Source organism: Nocardia sp. NPDC004123, from assembly GCF_053603795.1.
The window spans coordinates 1-23,598 of record NZ_JBSGGG010000016.1; the positions used below are offsets into that span (position 1 = coordinate 1).

The window sequence follows — 23,598 nt, forward strand, 5'->3', positions numbered from 1 at the left end:
GAACCCGGAAGCTAAGGCCACCTGCGCCGATGGTACTGCACTCGACAGGGTGTGGGAGAGTAGGACACCGCCGGAACATCCTTCGCGAAGGCCCCGACCAATTTGGTCGGGGCCTTCTGCGTATCCAGGGGTACCTGCGCGTATCCCGGGTACATATGGATAGGGTACGGATACACAGCAGGCTCCCAGCGAACAATCAGTTCTGATGGGGCCGGGAAGACAATGATCGACAGTATGATTCACCAGCTCGCGCCACTGCGGCCGGCCGACCAGGCCCGGCGGTTCCGCTGGGCTGCTCTGTGGCTGCCCGCCACCTACAGCTATGTGGGTCTGCTGCTGCTGGGGGCCGTGGCCCTGACCATGGTCAGCGCGCCGCGGGAGTCGCGAATCGTGTTGCATGCCAGCACGAACCTGAACAATCTGACCGAGGGCCGCCTCGGCACGCTGTTCTCGAGCGCCTTCCTGGTGGGTGAGGGCGCGGCGACGGTGTTCCTGATCGTGCCGATGCTGGCCTGCCTGCTCGCTCTGGCGGAGCGGCGCTTCGGGACCGTGAAGCTGGTGCACACCTTCTTCGTCGGCCATGTGGGCGCGACCGTGCTGGTGGCGGTGGGCCTGTGGGTGGCGGTGCAGTCGCAGCTGGTGCCGGGCAGTATCGCGATGGCCGAGGACGTCGGCGTCAGCTACGGCGCGATGGCCGTGGTGGGTGCGCTGGTGGCGGTGCTGCCACCGCATCGCCGGTGGGTGTGGGCGAGTACCTGGCTGGCGTTCGCGCTGGGCGGGGTGGTGCTCTGGCACACCTTCACCAATGTGGGTCACTTCCTGGCGCTGTGCCTGGGTCTGGGCATCGGGCGGTTGACGATCCGCCGGCAGGGCGGGGCGGTGCGGCCGTTGAACGTACCGGAATACCTGTTGCTGGCGGGCGGTTCCGTTTTTGCCTGCCTGATGCTGCTGGGCTGATGCCCGGTCACTAGACTCGACCGGTGCGCCTTGTGATTGCTCGTTGCCAGGTCGATTACGTTGGCCGTCTGACCGCCCATCTGCCCATGGCCCGTCGTCTGCTCATGATGAAGGCCGACGGTTCGGTGCTGGTCCATTCCGATGGCGGCTCCTACAAGCCCCTCAACTGGATGAGTCCGCCGTGCTGGCTGGAGGAACGGGAAACCGATTCCGAGACAACCCAACTGTGGGTGGTGTCCAACAAGGCCGGTGAGGAACTGCGCATCACCGTCGAGGACATCGAGCTGGATTCCAAGCACGAGCTGGGCGTCGATCCCGGGCTGGTGAAGGACGGCGTCGAGGCACACCTGCAGGAATTGCTCGCCGAGCACATCGAAACCCTCGGTCCCGGTTACACCTTGATCCGCCGCGAGTACATGACCGCCATCGGCCCGGTCGACATCCTGTGCCGGGACGCCGACGGCGCGACGGTGGCGGTGGAGATCAAACGCCGCGGTGAGATCGACGGCGTCGAACAGCTCACCCGCTACCTCGAACTCCTCAATCGCGACCCGCTGCTGGCTCCCGTCGCGGGCGTCTTCGCCGCCCAGCAGATCAAGCCGCAGGCCAAGACCCTTGCCGCCGACCGCGGCATCCGCTGCCTCACACTGGATTACGATGCCCTGCGCGGCACCGACTCCAGCGAGTTCCGGCTGTTCTAACCTCGATACCATGCCCCGCCGGAAACCCCGCCCCAAGGACTCGGCGCGATCCCACTCGGACCCGCGCCCCCTGGGCGACGTCTTCGGCCGCACCGAACACGGTCCCGGGACCGACGAGACCTTCATCGTCCGCACGGTCCCCGGCACCCGCGCCACCAAGCCCTACCGCTGCCCCGGCTGCGACCACGTCATCCCACCGGGCACACCGCACATCGTCGCCTGGGCAGTCCACGGCGGCGAAGACGATCGCCGTCACTGGCACACCGGCTGCTGGAACGGCCGCAACACCCGCACCATCACCCGCCGCTGGTCCTGAGCCCCGGGAGGCACAAACGAATCGTGCTGGCGCTCAGTGCGTTCGGGGCGGTTGCGGTATCGCAGATCCTGCCCGCAATCGTCGGTGACGGTCGCGTTCACGGACAGCGGGTCCTGATCGTCAACGGCTCCAGCGGGTTTGCATAAGGAAGGCCGCTTCCCCTCCGGGGGAAGCGGCCTTCGAACGGATGCGGGTTGTCGCCCGGTCGGTGAATTAGCTGGAGACGTCAGCGTTCTCGCGCTCGTCGACGATCTCGTCCTCTTCGCGAGCGTCGGCGATGGCCTTGCGGCCGCCCTTCTGGATGGAGCGCTGTTCCGGTGCGCCGTCGAGCAGTTCGCTCTCGCGGTTGACGGCGGCGAGCATGGCCGGGACCGAGTCGAGCTGGCCGCGGATGCCGAGCAGCTGGGCCAGGACGCGGCCGCGGAGCACACGCATCTCCTCGGCAAGTTCCTTGGCGTGCGCGATCTTTCGATCCGCGGTGTTGGTCGCCGAGGTGATGAGGCGGTTGGCCTCGTCGGTGGCGTCCTTGATGCGCTGGGCGGCCTCGGCGCGCGAGGTGGCCTCCAGCTCCTCCATGGCGCGGGTCAGCTTGGTGCGCCGCTCCGCCATGGTGACCTCGAAGTCCTGCTGCGTGGCCTTGCGCTTGGCCTCGGACTCCTTGGTGAGGCGGTCGGCCTCGGCATTGGCGGCTTCGACGATCTTGGCGGACTCGGAGCGGGCGTTCGCGAGAGTCTGCTCGAACTCGATTTCGAGCGCTTCGCGCTTCTCCTTGGTCTCGGAGAGGAGCGATTCGTACTTCCCACGCATTTCGGTGGCCTGCTGCTCGGCAATCGAGATCATCTCGGCGGCCTCGGCCTGCGCCTGGGCGCGGACCTCGGAGGCCTCATCCGAGGCCAGACGCAGCATGCGGGAGATGCGATCGGACATGCCTTCGGCGGTGGTCGGCGGCACCGAGAGCCGGTCGACCTCCTTACGGAGCTCGTCGATCTCGTCCCGGGCATCCTCGAGCTGGGCCGCCAGGTTGCGGGCCTGGGCTGCGGCGGCATCGCGGTCGGTGGCGGTGACCCTCAGCTCGGCATCGAAACGGTCGAAGTAGTTACGCACCTCGTCACGGTCATAGCCCTTCCGCACAACGGTAAAGGGCAGCGCGACGAAGCGATTACGATCGGGCTCAGTGGACGACATGACCCACAAACTACAGCCTGACGACACCCAATGGTGACCCGACCGCGAATGTTGTTACGCCCTCTTTAGGAGGGCGGAACACGGTACTAGTGGGTAGTTTTCGCCGCCGGTTCGACGAGTTCCACCAGCACACCGCCAGCATCCTTCGGGTGGATGAAATTGATGCGGGAACCAGCGGTGCCGCCGCGCGGCTCTGCGTACAGCAAACGCAAGCCACGTTCCCGCAGTTGCGCGGAAACAGCCTCGACATCGGTGACACGATACGCGAGCTGCTGCAGGCCAGGCCCGTTTCGGTCGATGAACTTCGCGATCGTCGACTCCTCGTTGAGCGGAGCCAGCAACTGCAGAGCGACCGCGCCGGCCGGAGTGCCGGGCACGGACAGCATCGCCTCGTGCACGCCCTGCGCCTCGTTGATCTCGCGATGCGTCTCCACCATGCCGAGATTGTCCCGGTACCAGGCCACCGCCGAATCGAGATCTGGCACAGCGATTCCGACGTGATCGACGGCGGTGACGTATTCCGACGGGATGAATCCGGTGTTCTCTGTGTTGCTCACACCAGTGACGGTAGCGCGCCCCTCGGAAGGATGCCGGAGCGCCGCACGTTACCTTTGAGTACGGCTCCGATGGTTGGCGGAGCAGTCACCAAACGACGTAAGCGAGGCTCATCGTGACCACCACCTCCGTCATCGTCTCCGGCGCGCGCACCCCGGTGGGCCGGCTGCTCGGATCCCTGAAGGGCTTCAGTGGCTCCGACCTGGGCGGGTTCGCCATCAAGGCGGCGCTGGAGAAGGGCGGGGTGGCGCCCGAGCAGGTCGACTACGTGATCATGGGCCAGGTGCTCACCGCGGGCGCGGGCCAGATCCCGGCCCGGCAGGCCGCAGTCGCCGCCGGTATTCCGATGGATGTCCCGGCGCTCACCGTCAACAAGGTGTGCCTGTCCGGTATCAATGCAATTGCGCTGGCGGACCAGCTGATTCGGGCCGGCGAGTACGAGATCGTGGTGGCCGGCGGCCAGGAGTCCATGACCAACGCCCCGCACCTGCTGGAGAAGAGCCGCGAGGGCTACAAGTACGGCGACGTCAACCTGCGCGACAGCATGGCCTACGACGGCCTGCACGACATCTTCACCGATCAGGCCATGGGCGCGCTCACCGAGCAGCGCAACGACGCCGACGCCATCAGCCGCGAGGAGCAGGACGCCTTCGCCGCCGCCTCGCACCAGAAGGCCGCGGCCGCCTGGAAGAACGGCCTCTTCACCGACGAGGTCACCCCGGTCTCGATCCCGCAGCGCAAGGGCGACCCGATCCAGTTCGCCGAGGACGAGGGCATCCGCGCCGACACCACGGCCGAGTCGCTGGGCAAGCTGCGCCCGGCCTTCCGCAAGGACGGCACCATCACCGCCGGTTCCGCCTCGCAGATCTCCGACGGCGCGGCCGCGGTGGTCGTCATGTCCAAGGCCAAGGCCGAGGAGCTGGGTCTGAGCTGGATCGCCGAGATCGGCGCGGCCGGCGTCGTGGCCGGCCCCGACTCCACCCTGCAGGACCAGCCCGCCAACGCCATCGCCAAAGCCTGTGCCAAGGAAGGCATTTCGCCCGCCGAGCTGGATCTGGTCGAGATCAACGAGGCGTTCGCGGCGGTCGGCATCGCCTCCACCCGCAAGCTCGGCATCGACCCGGAGAAGGTCAATGTCAATGGCGGCGCCATCTCCATCGGCCACCCGCTCGGCATGTCCGGCGCCCGTATCGTGCTGCACCTGGCGCTCGAGCTGCAGCGCCGCGGCGGCGGTGTCGGCGCGGCCGCGCTCTGCGGTGGCGGCGGCCAGGGCGACGCCCTCATCGTCCGCGTGCGGTAGGGACAACTGCTCATGTGGAACAGCCCCGGCTCGTGAGCCGGGGCTGTTCCGGTTCTCATACCAGGAATCCAGCGCGCCCGTCCCAGATGTGACCAGGTCCACTACAGGGCGTCGTAGGCATCGGGCAGAATGGTTGCCATGGGTGATCTGTTCGACCTGTCCACGGTCGCTAAGCGCGTGCGTTTCTTCGGCCTGCTCGAGGTGCCCTCGTGGGTGCTGCTGTTCATCGGCTCGGCCCTGAAGCGCGCGGATGCGCTGGGGATCGCCGATCAGCCGATCAAGTGGCCGGTGATGGTGTTCGGCATGCTGCACGGCATCGTGTTCCTGGCCTACGCCATCAACTGCCTGCTGGCCTCGCGCGAGTTCGAATGGCCGGGCAAGACCACGGGTCTGGCGCTGCTGTCGTCGGTGGTCCCGTTCACGTCCGTGTTCTTCGAGCGGTGGGCGATCAACTCCGGTCAGCTGGGTGAACTGAGCCAAGCCGCGGCACCCGCCGCCGCACGGTCGTGACAAACTGGATGTCGTGACTCGACCTGCACGCCGTCCCTCCGCCGCCGCAGCCGCCGCCATGTCGGGCGCGGTGGACCTGTCCGCTCTCAAGCAACCGGCCGCCGCCGCGGGAGATGTCCCGGGCGACCATGCCGTCACCGAGGCCAATTTCGAGGATCGAGTGCTACGGCGCTCCACTCAGGTGCCGGTGGTGGTGGCGCTGTACTCGCAGCGCAGCCCCGGGAGTATCGAGCTGGTGAAGCTGCTGGAGCAGCTGGTCGGCCAGAGTGGTGGTGACTGGGATCTGGCCACCGTCGAGGCCGAGGCCAATATGCGCATCGCGCAGGCCTTCGGCGTGCAGGGCATTCCGACCGTGGTCGCCGTGGCCGCGGGCCAGCCGCTCGCCGACTTCACCGGCAATCAGCCGGAGGAGCAGGTGACCCAGTGGATCGCCGCCGTGGTGGACGCCGTGCGCGGCAAGCTCCCCGGCGTCGGCGCGGAGGCCGCCGAGGCCGAGCCCGAGGCTCCCGAGGATCCCCGCTTCGTCGCCGCCGAAGAGGCCTTGGAGCGCGGCGAATTCGACAATGCGATCGCCGCGTACGAGGCCATCCTGGCCGCCGAGCCGAACAACGCGGAGGCCAAGGCCGCCCTGCGTCAGGTCCAATTCCTTTCCCGCGTACAGGATCTCGACCCCGCCGCCGTCGCCAAGTCCGACGCCGACCCGGCCGATCTGGACGCCGCCATCGCCGCGGCCGACCTGGAAATGTTCAACCAGCAGCCGGAGGCCGCCTTCGACCGCCTCGTTGCCCAGGTCAAGCGCACCGCCGGCGACGACCGCACCAAGGCCCGCACCCACCTGCTCGAACTCTTCGAACTCTTCGACCCCGCCGAGCCCATCGTGGTCGCCGCCCGCCGCAAGCTCGCTGCCGCCCTGTACTGACGACTGGAGATCAGGGAGCTCTCACCGCGGGGATTCGGACGAAATCCCGCAGCGAGGGCTCCCTGATCTCGTTCAGACGGTGGGGAGGCCGGCGAGCGCGGCGTCGATACGGGGCTGGGGGAGTTCGAAGTCGGGGATTTCGCCTGCGAGGTAGCGCTCGTAGGCGGTCATGTCGAAGTGGCCGTGGCCGCACAGGGCGGTCAGCAGGACCTTCTCTTCACCGGATTCGGTGCAGCGCTTCGCCTCTTCGATGACGGCCGCCAGCGCGTGGGAGGGTTCGGGAGCCGGAAGAATGCCCTCGGCCTTCGCGAAAGTGACCGCCGCGGCAAAGCATTCGCGCTGCTGCTTCGCCACCGCCTCGAACAATCCGAGCTCGTACATGTGCGACAGCAGCGGCGACATGCCGTGATATCGCAGCCCGCCCGCATGTACCGGATCGGGGATGAAGTCGTGGCCCAGGGTGTGCATCTTCATCAGTGGGGTGAAGCCGGCGGTGTCGCCGAAGTCGTAGGCGTAGATGCCGCGCGTGAACGACGGGCACGCGGCGGGCTCGACGGCCCGGATCACCGGATCGGCTCGGCCCGCGAGCTTTTCGCGCAGGAAGGGCAGGAACAGTCCCGCGAAGTTGGAGCCGCCGCCGGTGCAGCCGATGATCAGATCGGGCGGGCGTTCACCCGCCGCGGCGAACTGTTTCAGCGCCTCCTCCCCGATCACGGTCTGGTGCAGCAGTACATGATTGAGCACGCTGCCCAGCGCGTAGCGGGTTGCCGGATCGGCCGCGGCCACCTCCACCGCCTCGCTGATGGCGATGCCCAGGCTGCCGGGTGAATCCGGATGGTCGGCAAGGATTTTCGCGCCCGCGGCGGTGATCGGCGAGGGGCTGGCGTGCACGGTCGCGCCCCAGGTCTGCATGAGCGTGCGCCGGTGCGGTTTCTGGTCGTAGGAGGCGCGCACCATCCACACCTCGCAGTCGATGCCGTACTGCGCACAGGCGAAGGCGAGCGCGCTGCCCCACTGGCCCGCGCCGGTCTCGGTGGTCAGTCGCCGGGTGCCCTCGGCGGCGTTGTAGAACGCCTGCGGCACAGCGGTATTCGTGTGAGCCGGCCGGGGAGACACCCTCGTACTTGTAGTAGATCCGGGCCGGGGTGCCGAGCGCCTGCTCCAGCCGTCGCGCCCGGAACAGTGGCGTCGGCCGCCAGAGCCGGTAGACGTCGACGACCTCGTCCGGAATGTCGAGGTAGCGGTCGCCGCTCACCTCCTGCCGGATGAGCTCCATCGGGAACAGCGGGGCCAGATCCTCGGGCCCGACCGGCTGTCCGGTACCGGGGTGCAGTGTGGGCGGCGGTGGTGCGGCCAGGTCCGGGATGACGTTGTACCAACGCCTCGGGATCTCGGATTCGTCCAGCGTGATCTTGGTGCGCTCGTCCACGGGACCCTCCCGGCTCGAAACGGCTGTCTGTCCAGACTGCTCTCGCAGCGGACCCGTTGGTGTGGAATTCGCCGGATTGTCTCTGTCGCAGTCGCGCGGAAATTAGTAAGCTGGTGCGTATGATAGGCACATACGAAGAATTGCTGGCCTCGGGAACCGAACTGCTGGCGCTGGACGCCCGCGCGGTGCGCACCAGCATCGAGGTGGTGGCGGGACTCACCCCCGCCGATCTGGACGCACCCACGCCCTGCGCAGGCTGGACACTGCGAGACCTGCTGGAGCACATGATCGTTCAGCACTACGGCTTCGCGGCCGCCGCCCGTGGCGAGAGCGACCTCGCGCTGTGGAAGCCGCAGCCGCTCGGCGACGATCCGATCGGTGAGTACCGGGCGGCGGCCGAGCACGTGCTGGCCGCCTTCGCCGAGCCGGGCGTGCTGGAACGGCAGTTCCCACTGCCGGAGGTCCGCGACGGCATCGTGATTCCCGCGCCGCTGGCCATCAGCTTCCACTTCATCGACTACATCGTGCACGCCTGGGATGTGGCGCGGGCGCTCGGACAGACCGTGGAATTCGACGCGGACCTGCTGAGCGCGGGGCTGCCGGTGGCCGAGGCGGTGCCGCGCGGTCCGGAGCGGGAACTGCCGGGCTCGTCGTTCGCGCCCGAGGTCGCCGTGCCGGAGACGTCCGGGCTGGATCGGATCCTGGCTGTGCTGGGCCGCGCGCCCGGCTGGCCGGAGTGATCGGGGGGAGGCCTCCGTTCCGCACTCCCGTCCGGTGGGAACCGGTCGTCCTACCCGGTGCCGGCCGGTGGCGTCTTCGACAACCAGAGGGCGCTGTTCGGCGCGAGGGTCAGGGCGGCCGACACCGGGCGGCCGTGCCAGGGCACGGGCTCGGCGGCGATCGCGCCGGCATTGCCCGTGCCGCTGCCGCCATAGGCGATGGCGTCGGTGTTCAGCACCTCGTACCACGAATCCGGTTCGGGCCCGGGCAATCCGATGCGATAGTCGCCGAGCTGACGGCCCGAGAAGTTGTAGACGCAGGCGAGAATGGATCCGTCGGTGCCGTACCGCAGGAACGAGAGCACATTGTTGTCGCGGTCGTCGGCGTCGATCCAGGAGTAGCCGCCCGGCGACGTATCCTGGCTCCACAGTGCGGGATTGGCGGCATACCGCCGGTTGAGGTCCCCTACCAGCCGCTGAATGCCCTGGTGCAGAGGGTTTTCCAGCTCGTGCCAATCCAGTCCGCGATCGTGGTCCCACTCCCGGAACTGGCCGAATTCCTGGCCCATGAACAACAGCTGCTTGCCCGGATGCGCCCACATGTAGGCCAGCAGCGCGCGGACCCCGCTCGCCCTGGTGAAATCGTCGCCGGGCATCCGGGTCCACAGCGTCCCCTTGCCGTAGACCACCTCGTCGTGGCTGATGGGCAGCAGGTAGTTCTCGCTCCAGGCATAGGTCAGCGAGAAGGTGACCTCGTTGTGGTGCCAGGTCCGGTACACCGGGTCGTGGGCGAGATACCCGAGCGTGTCGTGCATCCAGCCCATATTCCATTTCATGGTGAAGCCCAGGCCGCCGACCTCGGTGGCGCGGGTGACCCCCGGCCAGGTGGTGGACTCCTCGGCCACCGTCAGCACGCCCGGATGGTGCTTGTGCACGGTCGCGTTCATTTCCTGCAGGAAGGCGACGGCCTCCAGATTCTCGCGGCCGCCGTGGATGTTCGGCTCCCAGTCGGGGCGGGAGTAGTCCAGGTAGAGCATCGAGGCCACGGCGTCCACGCGCAGGCCGTCGATGTGGAACTCCTCGATCCAGTACAGCGCGTTGGCGACCAGGAAGTTGCGCACCTCGTGGCGGCCGAAGTTGAAAACGTAGGTACCCCAGTCGAGTTGCTCGCCGCGGCGCGGGTCGGCGTGTTCGTAGAGGGCGGTGCCGTCGAATCTGGCCAGCGCCCACTCGTCCCGCGGGAAGTGCGCGGGCACCCAGTCGAGGATGACGCCGATTCCGCTGCGGTGCAGGTGATCCACCAGGAACCGGAAGTCGTCGGGGGAGCCGAAGCGGGCGGTCGGCGCGTAATAGGAGGTGACCTGGTAACCCCAGGAGCCGCCGAAGGGATGCTCGGCCACCGGCAGCAGCTCGACATGCGTGAAGCCCTGGGCGAGCACGTATTCCGCCAGCTGCTCGGCGATCTCGCGATACCCGAGCCCCGGCCGCCACGAACCCAGATGCACCTCGTAGACGCTGACCGGCGCGCGCAGCGGATCGGTGCGGGCCCGCGCCCGCAGCCATTCGGCGTCGCCCCAGGTGAATTCGCTCGCGGTGACGACCGACGCGGTCGCGGGCGGGACCTCGCTGGCGTAGGCCATCGGATCGGCGTGGTCGGCGATGCGTCCGTCCGCCCCGTGCACGCGGTACTTGTACAGCGCCCCGGCCTCGATGCCGGGCAGGAACAGCTCCCACACCCCGGAATCGCCGAGTTTCCGCATGGGGGCGGTGTTTCCGCTCCATCCGTCGAAATCCCCGATCACCGCCACCCCCCGCGCATTGGGGGCCCACACCGCGAAGGCCGTGCCGGACACCTCGCCGTCGAGGGCGGGGTAGCGCTTCGGGTGCGCGCCCAGCACCTCCCAGAGCCGCTCGTGCCGGCCCTCGCCGAGCAGGTGCAGATCGATGTCGCCGAGGGTGGGCAGGAAGCGGTACCCGTCCGCGTCCACCACCGTGCGCCCGCCCGGATAGGAGGTGACCAGGCGGTAGTCCCACAGCTGCGGGAACGGCACCACGGCCTCGAACACGCCTTGCTCGCGGTGTGCCAGTGGATGATCCACGCCGCCGATCCGGGCCGCGACCGTCTCCGCGTGCGGCCGCAGCACCCGGATGACCGTCCCGTCGGGATGCGGATGCGCCCCCAGCACCGTGTGCGGATCGGGGTGCGTGCCCGCCGCCAGCAGCAGAAGGTCGCGCCGATTCATCGGAACGATCGGCGATGGGCGAGCTCGGTGCGCGCGGCGGCCGGCACCGGCGGCAGCACGAGAATGTGGGCTGCCACCCGGGCCGGGTCCAGACGCACGTAATTGCTCTGGCCCCAGTGGTATTCCTCGCCGGTGACCTCGTCGTACACCGTCGGCCGGTCGTGCCATTCGCGGCCGATGGCGGGCAGGTCGAGCGAGACCATGCCCTGCTCGGCGCCGAACGGGTTCAGGTTCACCACCACGAGCACCGCGTCGCCGGTGGTGGGGTCGAACTTCGAGAACGCCAGCAGCGCATCGTTGTCCACGTAATGGAAGTGGATGCAGCGCACCTGCTGCAGCGCGGGATGCGCGCGCCGGATCTCGTTGAGCCGGGTCAGCCACGGCTCCAGGGATTCCCCGCGCGCGGCCGCCTCGGCGAAACGGCGTGGCCGCAGCTGGTATTTCTCGGAGTCCAGGTACTCCTCGCTGCCCGGCTGCACCGCCTGGTGCTCGTACAGCTCGAAGCCCGAGTACACGCCCCAGGTGGCCCCGAGCGTCGCGGCCAGCACCGCGCGAATCGCGAACATGCCGGGCCCGCCGTACTGCAGGCTCTCGTGCAGGGTGTCGGGGGTGTTCACGAACAGGTTGGCCCGGGCCTCATCGGCCTTGGCGGCCAATTCCCGGCCGAATTCCTCGAGGTCGTGTTTGTGGGTGCGCCAGGTGAAATACGTGTAGGACTGGCTGAATCCGCGCCGCGCCAGACCGTACATGCGCGCGGGACGGGTGAAGGCCTCCGACAGGAAGATGATCTCCGGATTCTTGCGGTGCACCTCGGCGATCAGCCATTCCCAGAAGTCCGCCGGTTTGGTGTGCGGATTGTCGACCCGGAACACGGTGACGCCCAGGCCGATCCAATGCCGCACCACCCGCAGCACCTCGGCGTAGAGCCCGTCGGGCTCGTCGTCGAAATTGATCGGATAGATGTCCTGATACTTCTTCGGCGGATTCTCCGCGTACGCGATGGTGCCGTCGGGCAGCGTGGTGAACCACTCCGGATGCGCCGCCACCCACGGATGGTCGGGCGCGCACTGCAGCGCCAGGTCCAGCGCCACCTCCATATCCAATTCCCGTGCGGCCGCGACGAAGTCGAGGAAGTCGGCCTCGGTGCCCAGCAGCGGGTGGATGGCGTCGTGCCCGCCCTCCGCCGAGCCGATGGCCCACGGCGAGCCGACATCCGCGGGTCCCGCGGTCAGGGAGTTGTTGGGCCCCTTGCGATTCACTGTGCCGATGGGGTGGATCGGCGGCAGGTACACCACGTCGAAGCCCATCGCGGCAATGCGGGGCAGATCCTTGGCGGCGGTGGCGAAGGTGCCGTGCACGGGGCGGCCCTCGGCGTCCCGGCCGCCGGTCGACCGCGGGAAGAATTCGTACCACGCCCCGACCAGCGCCCGCTGCCGCTCCACCTGCACGGTGTGCAATGGTCCGTGAGTCACGAACTCCCGCAACGGTGTTGCCCGCAGGATCTCGCCGACCTCGGCGCCGAAGGCGGCGGCGACCCGGGCGGGCAGTTGCGCGTCGCTGCGCAGCGCGGCGGCCGCGGCGCGCAGGATCTCCCACTGCCGCTTCGGGACCGCGAGCGCGGCCCGCTCCAGCAGCCGGGCCCCGGTCTCCAGATCATTGGCCAGATCGACGGCGCTCTGCCCGACGGCGAGCTTGGCCTCGACCCCGGACCGCCAGGTGGCGAGGGGATCGCTCCAGCCCTCGATCCGAAAGGTCCAGCGCCCGGGCATGGTCGGGGTGAACACCGCGTTGAACACGTCCGGCTCGTACTCCGGGCTCATGCGAATGCGGTGCGTGCGTGCCGAACCCGGGGCCTGCACCGCCAGCGTGGCGGCGACCGCCTCGTGGCCTTCGCGCCAGACCACCGCTCGCACCGGGACGACCTCGCCGACCACGGCCTTGGTCGGCCGGCCGCCGGGAATCACGGGGGCGGTGTCATCGATGGCGATGCGGCCGGTCACGCCCTCGAACTTACCGGAGTGGCTACTGCTGGCCCGGCTTGAGGAGCACGAACAGGCCGTGGGCCTCGGCACACAGCCGGTCGCCGTCGTGCAGGGTGGCGCGCACGAACACCTTGCGGCCCTCCTGCCGCTCCACCCAGCCGCGCAGCACCAGCTCGGTATTCAGCGGCGTGATGGACCGGTAGTCGACGTGCAGGTAGGCGGTGCGGGTGGCCTGCCTGGTGTACAGCGCCGCCGTCATGCCGAGCAGGTCGTCGAAGCCGAGGGCGATGTGGCCGCCGTGGGCCGCGCCGTTGCCGCCCAGGTGGAAGGTGCGGAAGGTGATGCGGGCCCGCACCCCGTCCTCGCTCGCGGCGTCGACCTCGAACGGCGGCAGCGTGATGTTGCCGCGCGCGGGCAGGTCGTTGCGATGCCACGCCGGCGCGTCCCATTCGTCGACGACCGCCGCGTCGAGCTTGTCGTTGAGCTCCTTCAGAGTGGCGATCACATCCAGCGCCAGCGCGTCGGACGGGTCGGCCAGCCGCACCCGGTCCATCAGCCCGCGCACCTCGTCGATGAACTCCCCGTAGTGCGCTCCACCCCTGGTGTTGTCGCGGCCCAGTTCTCGGATCGGCCGGAACCCGCCCTCGTGATGCTCCTGGGTGGGCTGTCCCTCGACCGCCTCGATCTGCTGCTCGCTCATGTGAAACACGTTATCGGTTGCCGACGGGATGCTCCGCGCGGGGGATGTTCTGACCAGCATCAGATGCGCGCAGAGGTTCGCGGCCGTCTCGATTCTGGACCGCGGCTGGAATAGACCTCCGCCTTGGAGCGGGGGAGCGAAGCGGAGGAGCGGAGGAGGGAAAGAATCGAGACCTGGGGGCCGCGAACCGGCCCCCAGCGAAGCGGAGGGCAGAATAAGCACTGTGAAGGCATTGCGTCGATTCACCGTTCGTGCCCATCTGCCGGAGCGGTTGTCCGCATTGACCGAGCTGGCGACCAATTTGCGCTGGTCGTGGCACGGGCCTACCCAGGATGTTTTCGCGGAGCTGGATCCCCGGCTGTGGACCGAGGTCGGGCACGATCCCGTTCGGATGTTGGGGGAGGTACCCGCGGCCCGGCTCGACGAGCTGGCCGGGGACGAGACCTACGTGCGGCGGGTCGATGCCGCGGCGGCCGATCTGCAGGATTATCTGGACCGCCCGCGCTGGTTCCAGAAGCAGCAGCGCGGGCCGCGGGGGATCGCCTACTTCTCCATGGAGTTCGGCGTCACCGAGGTGCTGCCCAACTATTCGGGCGGGCTCGGGATTCTGGCGGGCGACCACCTCAAGGCCGCCTCGGATATGGGCCTGCCGCTCATCGGCGTCGGATTGCTGTACCGCTCCGGCTATTTCCGGCAGTCCCTGACCGCCGACGGCTGGCAGGCCGAGCACTATCCGGCCCTGGACCCGATGGGACTACCGCTCCGGCTGCTCACTGACGGCGGCGCGCCGGTGCTCGTGCACGTGGCCATGCCCGAGGGGCGGGTGCTGCGGGCCCGGGTGTGGATCGCCCAGGTGGGCCGGATTCCCCTGCTGCTCCTGGACTCCGATATCGCCGACAACGACCCGGAACTGCGGGCCGTCACCGACCGGCTCTACGGCGGCGATCAGGACCACCGCATCAAGCAGGAGATCCTGGCCGGCATCGGCGGCGTCCGGGCGGTGCGCGCCTACACCCGCGCCAACGGCCTGCCCGATCCCGACGTCTTCCACATGAACGAGGGCCACGCCGGATTCCTCGGCATCGAGCGCATCCGCGAATTCATGGCCGCCGGAATGGATTTCGACTCCGCGTTGGCCGCGGTCCGCGCCGGCACCGTCTTCACCACCCACACCCCGGTCCCCGCGGGCATCGACCGGTTCGCCGGCTCCCTGGTGCGCCGGTACTTCGGCGGCGCGCACGGCGAACGGGAATCACCGGTGCTGCCGGGCGTTTCCGTGGACCGCATCCTGGCCATGGGGCGGGAGGCCGATCCGTCGGTGTTCAACATGGCCCACCTCGGCCTGCGCCTGGCCCAGCGCGCCAACGGCGTGTCGAAGCTGCACGGCGAGGTCAGTCGCGCCATGTTCGCGCCGCTGTGGCCGGGCTTCGACGCGAGCGAGGTCCCGATCGGCTCGGTCACCAATGGCGTGCACGCCCCCACCTGGGCCGCGCGCGAATGGATCGACAAGGCCCGCGAACTCATCGGCGATGAACTGGTCGAGGAGGCCCGCGGCTGGGAGCGGCTGTGCGATGTGGACCTGCGTGAACTGTGGTCCACCCGGAATGCGCTGCGCGGCATCCTGGTCGACGAGGTGCGCCGCCGGCTGCGCAACTCGTGGCTCGAACGCGGCGCCGCCAGCGCCGAACTCGGCTGGATCGACGAGGTTTTCGACCCGGACGTGCTGACCGTCGGCTTCGCCCGGCGCGTCCCCACCTACAAGCGCCTCACCCTGATGCTGCGCGATCCGGAACGCCTGCGCGCCATGCTGCTCCATCCGGAGCATCCGGTGCAGCTGGTGGTCGCCGGCAAATCCCATCCGGCCGACGAGGGCGGCAAGGCGCTCATCCAGCAGGTGGTCCGCTTCGCCGACGATCCGGCCGTGCGCCACCGCATCGTCTTCCTGCCCGACTACGACATGTCCATGGCCCGCTACCTGTACTGGGGCTGCGACGTCTGGCTCAACAATCCGCTGCGCCCGCTCGAGGCCTGCGGCACCTCCGGTATGAAGTCGGCCCTCAACGGCGGTCTCAACCTGTCCGTCCGCGACGGCTGGTGGGACGAGATGTACGACGGCGAGAACGGCTGGTCCATCCCCACCGCCGACGGCGTCCGCGACGAGCATCGCCGCGACGACCTGGAGGCGTCGGCCCTCTACGACCTGCTGGAACGCGCTGTGCTGCCGCGCTTCTACGACCGCGATCACGACGACCTGCCGGCCCGCTGGATGGAAATGGTCCGCCACACCTTGCGGACGCTGGGCCCGAAGGTGCTGGCCTCCCGCATGGTCCGCGACTACGCCGTCGACTACTACACGCCCGCCGCCGCGGCCTATGAAGCGGTGTCCGCCAACGACTTCAAGGGCGCACAGGACCTGTCGGTGTACCGCCGCCGCGTCGAATCCGCCTGGCCCACGGTCAAAGTCCTGCAGGTGGACAGCTCCGGCCTGCCCGACACCCCGGTCATCGGCGCGGATCTGGATCTGCGCGCCCGCATCGACCTCGGCGGCCTGACCCCCGCCGACGTCAGCGTGCAGGCCGTGCTCGGCCGGGTCTCACCCACCGACGACCTGACCGACGTCCACACCTTCCCCATGCGCCATGCCGGAACCGATTCCGGCACCGACATTTTCACCATCCAGACGCCGGTCCCGCTGTCCGGTGCGGTCGGATACACGATCCGCATCCTGCCGCACCACCCGCTCCTCGCCACGGACGCCGAACTCGGCCTGATCGCCACGCCCAGCCCCTGACGATCAGGTGGGCGCGATCAGCGTCCGTTTGAGAATCTTCCCGGTGGGGTTGCGGGGCAACGCATCCAGGAACGTGACGTCGCGGGGGACGGAGAAGCGGCTGACGCGGTGGCGGATGTAGTTGCGGACCATGTCGGAGTCGAGGCCGGAGCCGGGGCGTTTGACCACGAAAGCGGCCAGGCGCTGGCCGAATTCGTGATCCGGGACGCCCACCACGGCGACCTCGCTCACCTGCGGCAGATGGGAGAGGGCCTCCTCGACGGCGCGCGGGAAGACGTTCTCGCCGCCGGAGATGATCATCTCGTCGTCGCGGCCGGCCACGAACAGCTTGCCGGACGCGTCCAGGTAGCCGATGTCGCCGGTATCGAGCATGCCGTCGGCCTCGTCGGGCGGGGTGGCGTCGGTGTAGCCGTCGAACAGCATGTGATTGCCGACGAAGATGCGCCCGGTCGCCCCCACCGGCACCGGACGCCGATCCGGGCCCAGCACCGCGAGTTTCGTGCCCAGCGGCGGTCGCCCCGCGGTGGTGGGGGACACGCGCAGATCCGCCGGATCGGCGATGGAGGCCCACGACACCTCGGTGGAGCCGTACACGTTGTAGAGGATCTCGCCGAAGGCATCGAGGAACGCCAGCACCGTCGCGCCGGCCAGCGGCGCCCCGCAGCTGGCCACGATGCGCAGGCTCGACAGGTCGTAGCGGGCGCGAACATCCGTGGGCAGGTCCAGGATCCGGTTCACCATGATCGGCACCACGATCAACGCCGTCACCTTGAGCTCGGCGATGCGGCGCAGGCAGTCCTCGGCGTCGAAGCGGTCACCCAGCAGCACCGTCGCCCGGACGGCCGTGGAGATCTGCAGGGCCCCCAGCCCCCAGGTGTGGAACAGCGGGGCCGGAATGAACATGGTCTCGTTGGTGCCGAACGGAATTCGCGACAGCAGCGCCGCCACGGTCCCGAAACCCTTGGGATGCGGCCGCCGCGCGCCCTTCGGCATGCCGCTGGTCCCCGAGGTGAGCACCACCAGCCGGCCCGGCCGCGGCGGCTTGCGCGGCGGCTCCTGGCGCATGGCGATGAGTTCCTCGATGGTGGTGCGCCCGGGATCCGCTGCGGCGTCGTCGGTGGTGAAGCGCGGCAGCTCGGTGGGCAGATACCGGACCAGATGCTCGAATTCACTGTCCGCGAACAGCGCCGACAGCCGATGCCGCTCCACGATCTCCTCGACCTGCCGGGCGGGCAGCCCGGTATTGAGCAGCACCGCGTCCGCCCCCGACTTGCCCGCCGCCACCATGCACTCGACCATGCCGGTGTGATTGCGGCACAACAGCCCGATCGCGGTGCCGGGCCCGAACCCCAGCGCGGCGAAGGCTCCCGCCAGAGCGCTAGTGCGCGAGTGCAATTGGTCGAAGGTGCTGGAATACCGGTCGTCGATGACGGCCGGCCGCTGGGGCGAGTGCGCGGCCCCCGCCGCGTAGCCGCCGGCCAGGCTGAAGCCCCACTTGGCCAGTCCGCCGATCTGCCGCAGACCCACATCCGGCCGGTAGGTGCGCACCACGCCGGAGGCCACCATCCGCTTGACCACCCCGGCCTGCAGCCGCATCCGCGAATCCTCGCCATTGACGATGAGCGAGGACGGCGTGCCCTGGACCAGGTCGCCGACCCGCCGGAGCCCGGCCACCGTCCAGGCCACCACCGCCGAGTTCGGCAGCTGCGCGGGCAGCGGATGCACCAGCCCGGCCTTGAAGTAGGTGACGTGGATCCGGGTGTGCTGGGTGTCGCCGCGCAGGCGCACGGTCGCGAAGCTGCCCTGTTCGGGGCAGTGCAGCTCGAAGCTCTCGCCCGCGCGGGTGAGGTGCAGTTGCACTCGCAGCACCCGGATTTCGATGCCATTGCCGCCGACGCGCATATTCAGCGTGGGATGCGTATCGACGGTGTCGAGTTGTTCGCATGCGCCGATTCCAGGAAATAGCCGGGGGTAGGTCTGCGGGTCGACCAGGACATCCCAGATCGCTTGGCGGTCGATCGCGAAGTCCGCGACCGCGTCGATGACATCGGTTACCACTGGCGTACTACTTCTGCCTGGCCGGTTCCCCTGAACACCTCCGGCGGAATACGTATTTGTAACGTTCCAGGCAATAGGGGTCAAGACTCTCAAATTACCGGCCGGTAGTTATTTAAATAGCCGACAAATTGCGCTGGCGGCACCGGAAATACAACGCTCAGGCAGGTGTGATTGCCCACAATTCGCGGGGTCAGTGACAGATCGTGCCATCCGGACCAGTACGGTGCCCACGGCAGCCTTCTACCCTCCCGCCGACTGGAGACACCCCACATGACCACCGACGTCCTCACGCGTACCAAGGGGCGCGTCGACGCGTACTTCGGCATCAGCGAACACGGATCCACCTTCAAGCGCGAGGTCATGGCGGGAACCATCACGTTCCTCGCCATGTCGTATGTGCTCGCCGTGAACCCGCGGATCCTGGGCGACCACGGCGACCTCGGTGACAAGGGCATGCCGTTCCAGGCCGTCTTCACCGCGACCGCCGTCGCCGCCATCTTCGGCACCCTGGTCATGGGCCTGTGGGCCAAGTATCCGGTCGCGCTCGCGCCGGGCATGGGCCTCAACGCCTTCTTCGCCTACACGGTCGTCCTGCACATGGGAATCCCGTGGCAGCAAGCACTTTCGGGCACCCTCATCTCCGGTGTGGTGTTCTTCGTCCTCGCTGTCACCAAGGTGCGCGAGAAGATCATCGAAGCCATCCCCATGCAGATGAAGCTCGCGGTCGGCGCTGGCATCGGCCTTTTCGTGGCGTTCCTGGGTCTCAAGAGCGCGGGCATCGTCACCTCCGACCCGGCCACGCTCGTGCACCTGGGCAATTTCCATCACGGCACCACCCTGCTGGCGCTCTTCGGCCTGGTCGTGACCGTCGTCTTCCTGACGCTCGGCTGGCACGGCGCGGTGCTCTACGGCATCCTCTGCACCACCGTGGTAGGCATCGTCACCGGCCTGGTGCAGCTGCCGAATTCGGTCGCCGCCATGCCGCACGGGCTGGATCAGACCTTCGGTCAAGCCATCATCCACCTGCCCGACGCCTTCACCGGGAAAATGGTGGTCGTCGTGCTGACCATGCTGTTCGTCGACTTCTTCGACGCTTCCGGCACCTTGATCGGCGTCGCCAACCAGGCCGGGCTGCTCACCAAGGACGGCAAACTGGACCGCGCGGGCCAGGCGCTGGCCGCCGACTCGGTCGGCACCGCCGCGGGCGCGATCATCGGCACCTCCTCGACCACCGCGTATGTCGAATCCACCGCGGGTGTCTCGGCGGGCGGCCGCACCGGCCTCACCGCGGTCACCACGGCCGGTTGGTTCCTGATCGCCCTGTTCTTCTTCCCGATCTTCGCCACCTTCGCCGATGTGTCGGCCGTGACCGCGCCCGCGCTCATCGTGGTCGGCGTGCTCATGTCCCGGGCGCTGGGCGAAATCGAGTGGAACAGGCTGGAATACGCGGTCCCGGCGTTCATCACCGTGATCATGATGCCGCTGACCTACTCGATCGCGAACGGCATCGCCATGGGTCTGCTGTTCTACCCGATCGTCATGGTGGCCAAGAAGCGTGCGCGCGAGGTGCATCCGGTCATGTGGGCGCTGATGGCCGTGTTCCTCTACTACTTCTGGTACCTGGCCAAGTAGAGCCGACTCTCAGGGGCCGGCCCTGAAATCCCTTTCCGGGGGCGCGAGGCGGAATAGCCTCGCGCCCGGTCTCGTTGGGGGCCTGCTGTAGGCTGCAAAACGGACCACGGTCCGGATAGGATCGCCGCCGAGCCGTACAGACCCGAGAGACGAGGACCCCCGACATGACCGCAACCGTGAACGCCACCGCCCGAGCCACCGCCTCGAACGGCCTCGGCGGCACCGATATCGGCCTGCTGGTCGCCCGGCTGGGCTTCGGCGGCGGACTGGCCGTGCACGGCGCGCAGAAGCTGTTCGGCTGGTTCAATGGCTACGGCCTGGACGCGACCGCGCAGGGCTTCCAGGGCATGGGCTACGACCCGGGCAAGTTCTTCGCCACCCTGGCCGGCCTGAGCGAGCTCACCGGCGGGCTACTGCTGATGCTGGGCCTGCTGACGCCGCTGGCCGGCGCCATCGCGCTGGGCACCATGATCAATGCCGTGCACGCCACCTGGGGTGGCGGATTCGCGATGTGGGAGCTGCCGGCGGTGTACGCCGTGGCAGCCGCCGCCTTCGCCTTCGCGGGGCCGGGCCGGCTGTCGCTGGACTCCGGCCGCCCGTGGCAGCGCCAGGGTCTGGTCTGGGGCGCCGGGGCGGTCGCGCTGGGTGTGGTGGCCGCGCTCGTCACCCTCGCGGTGAAGTAGGACGGGAAGAAAGTTTCGGTGTCCCCGCGCCGCGTGCAGGGCTTGGCGCGGGGACGACGGACACATCCGATGTGGGAATTGGGGGTTCACCGGAGTATCGAAAGCCAATTTACTTCTGATCGGAAGTAGGGACCACCCCTGTGACTGTTCTCACAAGCTCATTTCATTTGCGCGACACTATTTGTCAGTCTTTCGAGAGCTTTTGTCACAACTTGGGGATCGGATGTTTCCCAATATGGTGGTAATGATGCTCGGAGATAACCGCCATAGCGCGCCGTCGCCAGTCTCGAATCCAGAATTGCGATAACGCCGCGATCGTCCACACTGCGCAGCAAACGGCCCGTTCCCTGTGCCAGCAGCAGTGCCGCATGATTGGCCGCGACCGACAGGAATCCATTGCCACCTCGCGATTCCACCGCGCGCTGACGCGCCACCAGCAGCGGGTCGTCCGGGCGCGGGAACGGAATCCGGTCCAGGATCACCAGACTCAGCGACGGGCCGGGAACGTCCACGCCCTGCCACAGTGAAAGTGTCCCGAAGAGGGAGATTTCCGGGTCCTCGGCGAATTTCCGGACAAGGGCGCCGGTGGCGTCGTCACCCTGGCACAGGATGGGGGTGTCGAGACGCTCCCGCAGAATTTCGGTGGCAGCCTTGGCCGCTCGCATGGACGAGAACAGCCCGAGGGTGCGCCCGCCCGCCGCGCGGATGAGGCGTTCGATCTCGTCCAGGTACGACTGCGGCAGCCCGTCCCGTCCCGGCGCGGGCAAATGCTTTGCCACATAAAGGATTCCGGACTTGGCGTGGTCGAAGGGCGAACCCACGTCGACCGAATTCCAGCGCAGCGTCTTCTCGTCCGACGGGGCCTCGGCGCCGGTGGCCAGTGCCGGGTCCACGGTCGCCGAGGACTGCGGCGGCAGGCCCCAGGTCACCGCCAGATTGTCGAACGAACCGCCGATCTGCAGCGTCGCCGAGGTGAGAACCACGGTGGCCGTGCCGAACAGGCGGCTGCGCAGCAGCCCGCCCACCGACAGCGGGGCCATGTGCAGCGTGCGGCGCGCGACTCCGCGCACATCCTCCGACGCCAGCCAGATGACATCGCGGTGCGCGGCGGGATCGGACTCCTCGAAGGTGGTCAGCACCCGCACCGCCGCGTCGTGCACCTCCTCGACGGCCGCCAGCGCCTGATTGCGGGCCGCCGCGGATTCCGGGTCGCCGGTGGCGGAACTTCCGCCCTGCGGCGCCAGGGCGGTGCGCGCGTTCCAGGCCGCGTCGCGGATGAGCGCGAGCACGGGGGCCGCGCCGTCCGGCATCCGGTCCCAGCGTCCGGGCTGCAGGTCGTCGAGCAGCTCGTGCCAGGCCTCGGCCGCACCCTCGAGCCGGTCCACCTCCTGCTCGTCGATGAGTTTCGTGCATCGCTTGGCCGCGGCGCTGATGGCCGCGGTGGACAGTTCGGCGGTGGCCACACCGGTCACCCGGTCCACCAGCTCGTGTGCCTCGTCGACGACCACCACATCGTGTTCGGGCAGCACCTGGATGCCGCTGATGGCGTCGATGGCCAGCAGTGCGTGGTTGGTGACCACCACGTCGGCCTGCCCGGATTCGGCGCGGGCCTTCTCGGCGAAGCAGTCCTGCCCGAACGGGCAGCGCGACTTGCCCAGGCATTCCCGGGAGCTCACGCTGACCTGCCGCCAGGCTCGATCGCTGACGCCGGGGGCGAGCTCGTCGCGGTCGCCGGTCTCGGTGTCGGACACCCACTCGTTCAGCCGCTGCACCTCGCGGCCCAGCTTGGAAATGGCGAAGGCGTCGAAGAGTTCGGCCTCCGGCTCCTCCGGAATCGCGCTGTTGATCTTGTTCAGGCACAGATAGTTGTTGCGCCCCTTGAGAATCGCGAACTGCGGCACCCGACCCAGCGGCGTCGCGAGCGCATCGGCCAGCCGCGGCAGATCCCGGTCCACCAGCTGCCGCTGCAACGCGATGGTCGCGGTCGACACCACCACGGTCCGCCCGGTCCGCACCGCGTGTCGCAGGCTCGGCACCAGATACGCCAGGGACTTCCCGGTACCCGTCCCCGCCTGCACCGCCAGATGCTCGCCGGTGTCGATGGCGTGCGCGACAGCCGCCGACATCGTCTGCTGCCCCTTGCGCTCCCTACCCCCCAACGCCTGCACAGCGGTGGCCAACAGCTTCGGGACGGGAGGCAGTTCGGGCACGGCGGCCAGATTACTGCGCCGCCCCGACAACCCTCGCGCAAACCTCTGCGGGCCGCCCAGCAGGACCGATTTCCGCCGATCAGGGGCAGGACTTCGCACCCGCCCGGGTACTGGGTCAGTTCTCCAGTGTTCCGGCCAGTTCGACGCCGGAGGCACGAAGTTTGTCCAGGGCGGTGGCCAGGGTCACGGGGGAGACGGCGGCGGTGAGGCCGAGGAGGACCCGGGTGTCGAAGCCTGCGGCGCGGGCATCCAGGGCGGTGGCGCGGACGCAGTGGTCGGTGGCGATGCCGCAGACGTCGACGGCGTCGATGGCGTGGGCGCGCAGCCAGTCGGCGAGGGTGGTCGAGCCGTCGGTGGCGGTGCCCTCGAAGCCCGAATAGGCCGCGGTGTAAGCGCCTTTGGAGAAGATCTCCTGGATGGGCCCGGTGTTCAGGCTGGGATGGAAGTCGGCGCCGGGGGTGCCGACGCGGCAGTGCGGGGGCCAGGTGTCGACGTAGTCGGGCTGCTCGGAGAAGTGCGCGCCCGGGTCGATGTGGAAGTCGCGGGTGGCGACGATGGCGGTGTAGTCGGAGACGCCCAGGTATTCGGTGATGCGCTCGGCCACGGCCGCGCCGCCCGCGACGGCCAGTGATCCGCCTTCACAGAAATCGTTCTGGACGTCGACGACGATCAGGGCTCGGCTCATGCGCGGACCTCCCGGGAATCGGC

Annotated in this window: 18 protein-coding genes, 1 rRNA gene and 1 pseudogene; 11 read left to right on the plus strand and 9 right to left on the minus strand. The window is 68.6% G+C overall.

What is annotated here, in order from left to right; genetic code table 11:
• From rrf to ACWEQQ_RS23475, 4 genes are all read left to right on the plus strand, one after another.
• Positions 1 to 76: ribosomal RNA gene (gene rrf, locus ACWEQQ_RS23460) — 5S ribosomal RNA — on the plus strand; the annotation flags it as partial.
• Between the two features lie 158 nt (positions 77 to 234).
• On the plus strand, positions 235 to 957 hold the full coding sequence (locus tag ACWEQQ_RS23465) for a rhomboid-like protein (protein ID WP_452349690.1): 723 nt from the start codon (positions 235 to 237) through the stop codon (positions 955 to 957).
• 23 nt (positions 958 to 980) lie between these two features.
• Complete coding sequence (nucS, locus tag ACWEQQ_RS23470; RefSeq protein WP_354850151.1) at positions 981 to 1,658, plus strand: endonuclease NucS; 678 nt, start codon at positions 981 to 983, stop codon at positions 1,656 to 1,658.
• Between the two features lie 10 nt (positions 1,659 to 1,668).
• The gene (locus ACWEQQ_RS23475) at positions 1,669 to 1,974 is read left to right on the plus strand and encodes an ATP/GTP-binding protein (RefSeq protein ID WP_364621610.1); all 306 of its coding nucleotides are present in this window, start codon (positions 1,669 to 1,671) and stop codon (positions 1,972 to 1,974) included.
• A gap of 213 nt (positions 1,975 to 2,187) precedes the next feature.
• Here the strand turns inward: ACWEQQ_RS23475 and ACWEQQ_RS23480 are convergent, their stop codons facing one another.
• Together ACWEQQ_RS23480 and mce are read right to left on the minus strand one after the other, a co-directional pair.
• The gene (locus tag ACWEQQ_RS23480; RefSeq protein ID WP_354850157.1) at positions 2,188 to 3,159 is read right to left on the minus strand and encodes a coiled-coil domain-containing protein; all 972 of its coding nucleotides are present in this window, start codon (positions 3,157 to 3,159) and stop codon (positions 2,188 to 2,190) included.
• Positions 3,160 to 3,245: 86 nt separating this feature from the next.
• Positions 3,246 to 3,716 carry a methylmalonyl-CoA epimerase gene (gene mce / locus ACWEQQ_RS23485; protein WP_452349691.1) on the minus strand — a complete coding sequence of 157 codons (471 nt, stop codon included), beginning with the start codon at positions 3,714 to 3,716 and terminating at the stop codon, positions 3,246 to 3,248.
• Between the two features lie 113 nt (positions 3,717 to 3,829).
• Here mce and ACWEQQ_RS23490 point away from each other — a divergent pair, with 113 nt between their 5' ends.
• From ACWEQQ_RS23490 to ACWEQQ_RS23500, 3 genes are all read left to right on the plus strand, one after another.
• Positions 3,830 to 5,014, plus strand: a complete 1,185-nt coding sequence (locus ACWEQQ_RS23490) for an acetyl-CoA C-acetyltransferase (protein WP_452349692.1) — start codon at positions 3,830 to 3,832, stop codon at positions 5,012 to 5,014.
• Between the two features lie 138 nt (positions 5,015 to 5,152).
• The gene (locus ACWEQQ_RS23495) at positions 5,153 to 5,524 is read left to right on the plus strand and encodes a DUF3817 domain-containing protein (protein ID WP_354850166.1); all 372 of its coding nucleotides are present in this window, start codon (positions 5,153 to 5,155) and stop codon (positions 5,522 to 5,524) included.
• A 58-nt stretch (positions 5,525 to 5,582) separates the two neighbouring features.
• Positions 5,583 to 6,443, plus strand: coding sequence for a tetratricopeptide repeat protein (locus ACWEQQ_RS23500; RefSeq protein ID WP_452349841.1), 861 nt, complete (start codon positions 5,583 to 5,585; stop codon positions 6,441 to 6,443).
• Between the two features lie 72 nt (positions 6,444 to 6,515).
• Here the strand turns inward: ACWEQQ_RS23500 and ACWEQQ_RS23505 are convergent.
• A pseudogene (locus ACWEQQ_RS23505) lies at positions 6,516 to 7,872 on the minus strand (TrpB-like pyridoxal phosphate-dependent enzyme).
• Positions 7,873 to 7,991: 119 nt separating this feature from the next.
• On the opposite strand from ACWEQQ_RS23505, the gene ACWEQQ_RS23510 reads away from it, so the two are divergent.
• Positions 7,992 to 8,612, plus strand: coding sequence for a TIGR03086 family metal-binding protein (locus ACWEQQ_RS23510; RefSeq protein WP_452349693.1), 621 nt, complete (start codon positions 7,992 to 7,994; stop codon positions 8,610 to 8,612).
• Positions 8,613 to 8,662: 50 nt separating this feature from the next.
• Here ACWEQQ_RS23510 and glgB read toward each other — a convergent pair whose 3' ends face one another.
• The 3 genes from glgB to ACWEQQ_RS23525 are packed head-to-tail and all read right to left on the minus strand — an operon-like array spanning position 8,663 to position 13,516.
• Positions 8,663 to 10,834 carry a 1,4-alpha-glucan branching protein GlgB gene (glgB, locus tag ACWEQQ_RS23515; protein ID WP_452349694.1) on the minus strand — a complete coding sequence of 724 codons (2,172 nt, stop codon included), beginning with the start codon at positions 10,832 to 10,834 and terminating at the stop codon, positions 8,663 to 8,665.
• Positions 10,831 to 12,834: a maltotransferase domain-containing protein gene (locus ACWEQQ_RS23520; RefSeq protein WP_452349695.1), complete on the minus strand. Its 2,004-nt coding sequence runs from the start codon at positions 12,832 to 12,834 to the stop codon at positions 10,831 to 10,833. The genes glgB and ACWEQQ_RS23520 overlap by 4 nt, the downstream gene beginning before the upstream one ends.
• A 22-nt stretch (positions 12,835 to 12,856) precedes the next feature.
• Positions 12,857 to 13,516 (minus strand): PaaI family thioesterase, encoded by a 660-nt coding sequence (locus ACWEQQ_RS23525; protein ID WP_452349696.1) that lies wholly within the window; start codon positions 13,514 to 13,516, stop codon positions 12,857 to 12,859.
• Positions 13,517 to 13,739: 223 nt separating this feature from the next.
• On the opposite strand from ACWEQQ_RS23525, the gene glgP reads away from it, so the two are divergent.
• The gene (gene glgP, locus ACWEQQ_RS23530) at positions 13,740 to 16,307 is read left to right on the plus strand and encodes an alpha-glucan family phosphorylase (RefSeq protein ID WP_452349697.1); all 2,568 of its coding nucleotides are present in this window, start codon (positions 13,740 to 13,742) and stop codon (positions 16,305 to 16,307) included.
• 3 nt (positions 16,308 to 16,310) lie between these two features.
• Here the strand turns inward: glgP and ACWEQQ_RS23535 are convergent, their stop codons facing one another.
• A complete protein-coding gene (locus ACWEQQ_RS23535; RefSeq protein WP_452349698.1) occupies positions 16,311 to 18,365 on the minus strand; it encodes an AMP-binding protein in 2,055 nt (684 codons plus the stop codon).
• A 270-nt stretch (positions 18,366 to 18,635) separates the two neighbouring features.
• Between ACWEQQ_RS23535 and ACWEQQ_RS23540 the strand changes: the two genes are divergently transcribed.
• Together ACWEQQ_RS23540 and ACWEQQ_RS23545 are read left to right on the plus strand one after the other, a co-directional pair.
• Entirely contained in the window at positions 18,636 to 19,997 is a 1,362-nt protein-coding gene (locus tag ACWEQQ_RS23540) for an NCS2 family permease (RefSeq protein WP_452342465.1), read from the plus strand.
• Positions 19,998 to 20,161: 164 nt separating this feature from the next.
• Positions 20,162 to 20,680 (plus strand): DoxX family protein, encoded by a 519-nt coding sequence (locus ACWEQQ_RS23545; RefSeq protein ID WP_452349699.1) that lies wholly within the window; start codon positions 20,162 to 20,164, stop codon positions 20,678 to 20,680.
• 158 nt (positions 20,681 to 20,838) lie between these two features.
• Here the strand turns inward: ACWEQQ_RS23545 and ACWEQQ_RS23550 are convergent, their stop codons facing one another.
• Together ACWEQQ_RS23550 and ACWEQQ_RS23555 are read right to left on the minus strand one after the other, a co-directional pair.
• Entirely contained in the window at positions 20,839 to 22,890 is a 2,052-nt protein-coding gene (locus ACWEQQ_RS23550) for an ATP-dependent DNA helicase (protein WP_452349700.1), read from the minus strand.
• 115 nt (positions 22,891 to 23,005) lie between these two features.
• A complete protein-coding gene (locus tag ACWEQQ_RS23555) occupies positions 23,006 to 23,575 on the minus strand; it encodes an isochorismatase family protein (RefSeq protein ID WP_452342468.1) in 570 nt (189 codons plus the stop codon).
• Positions 23,576 to 23,598 lie beyond the last annotated feature (23 nt).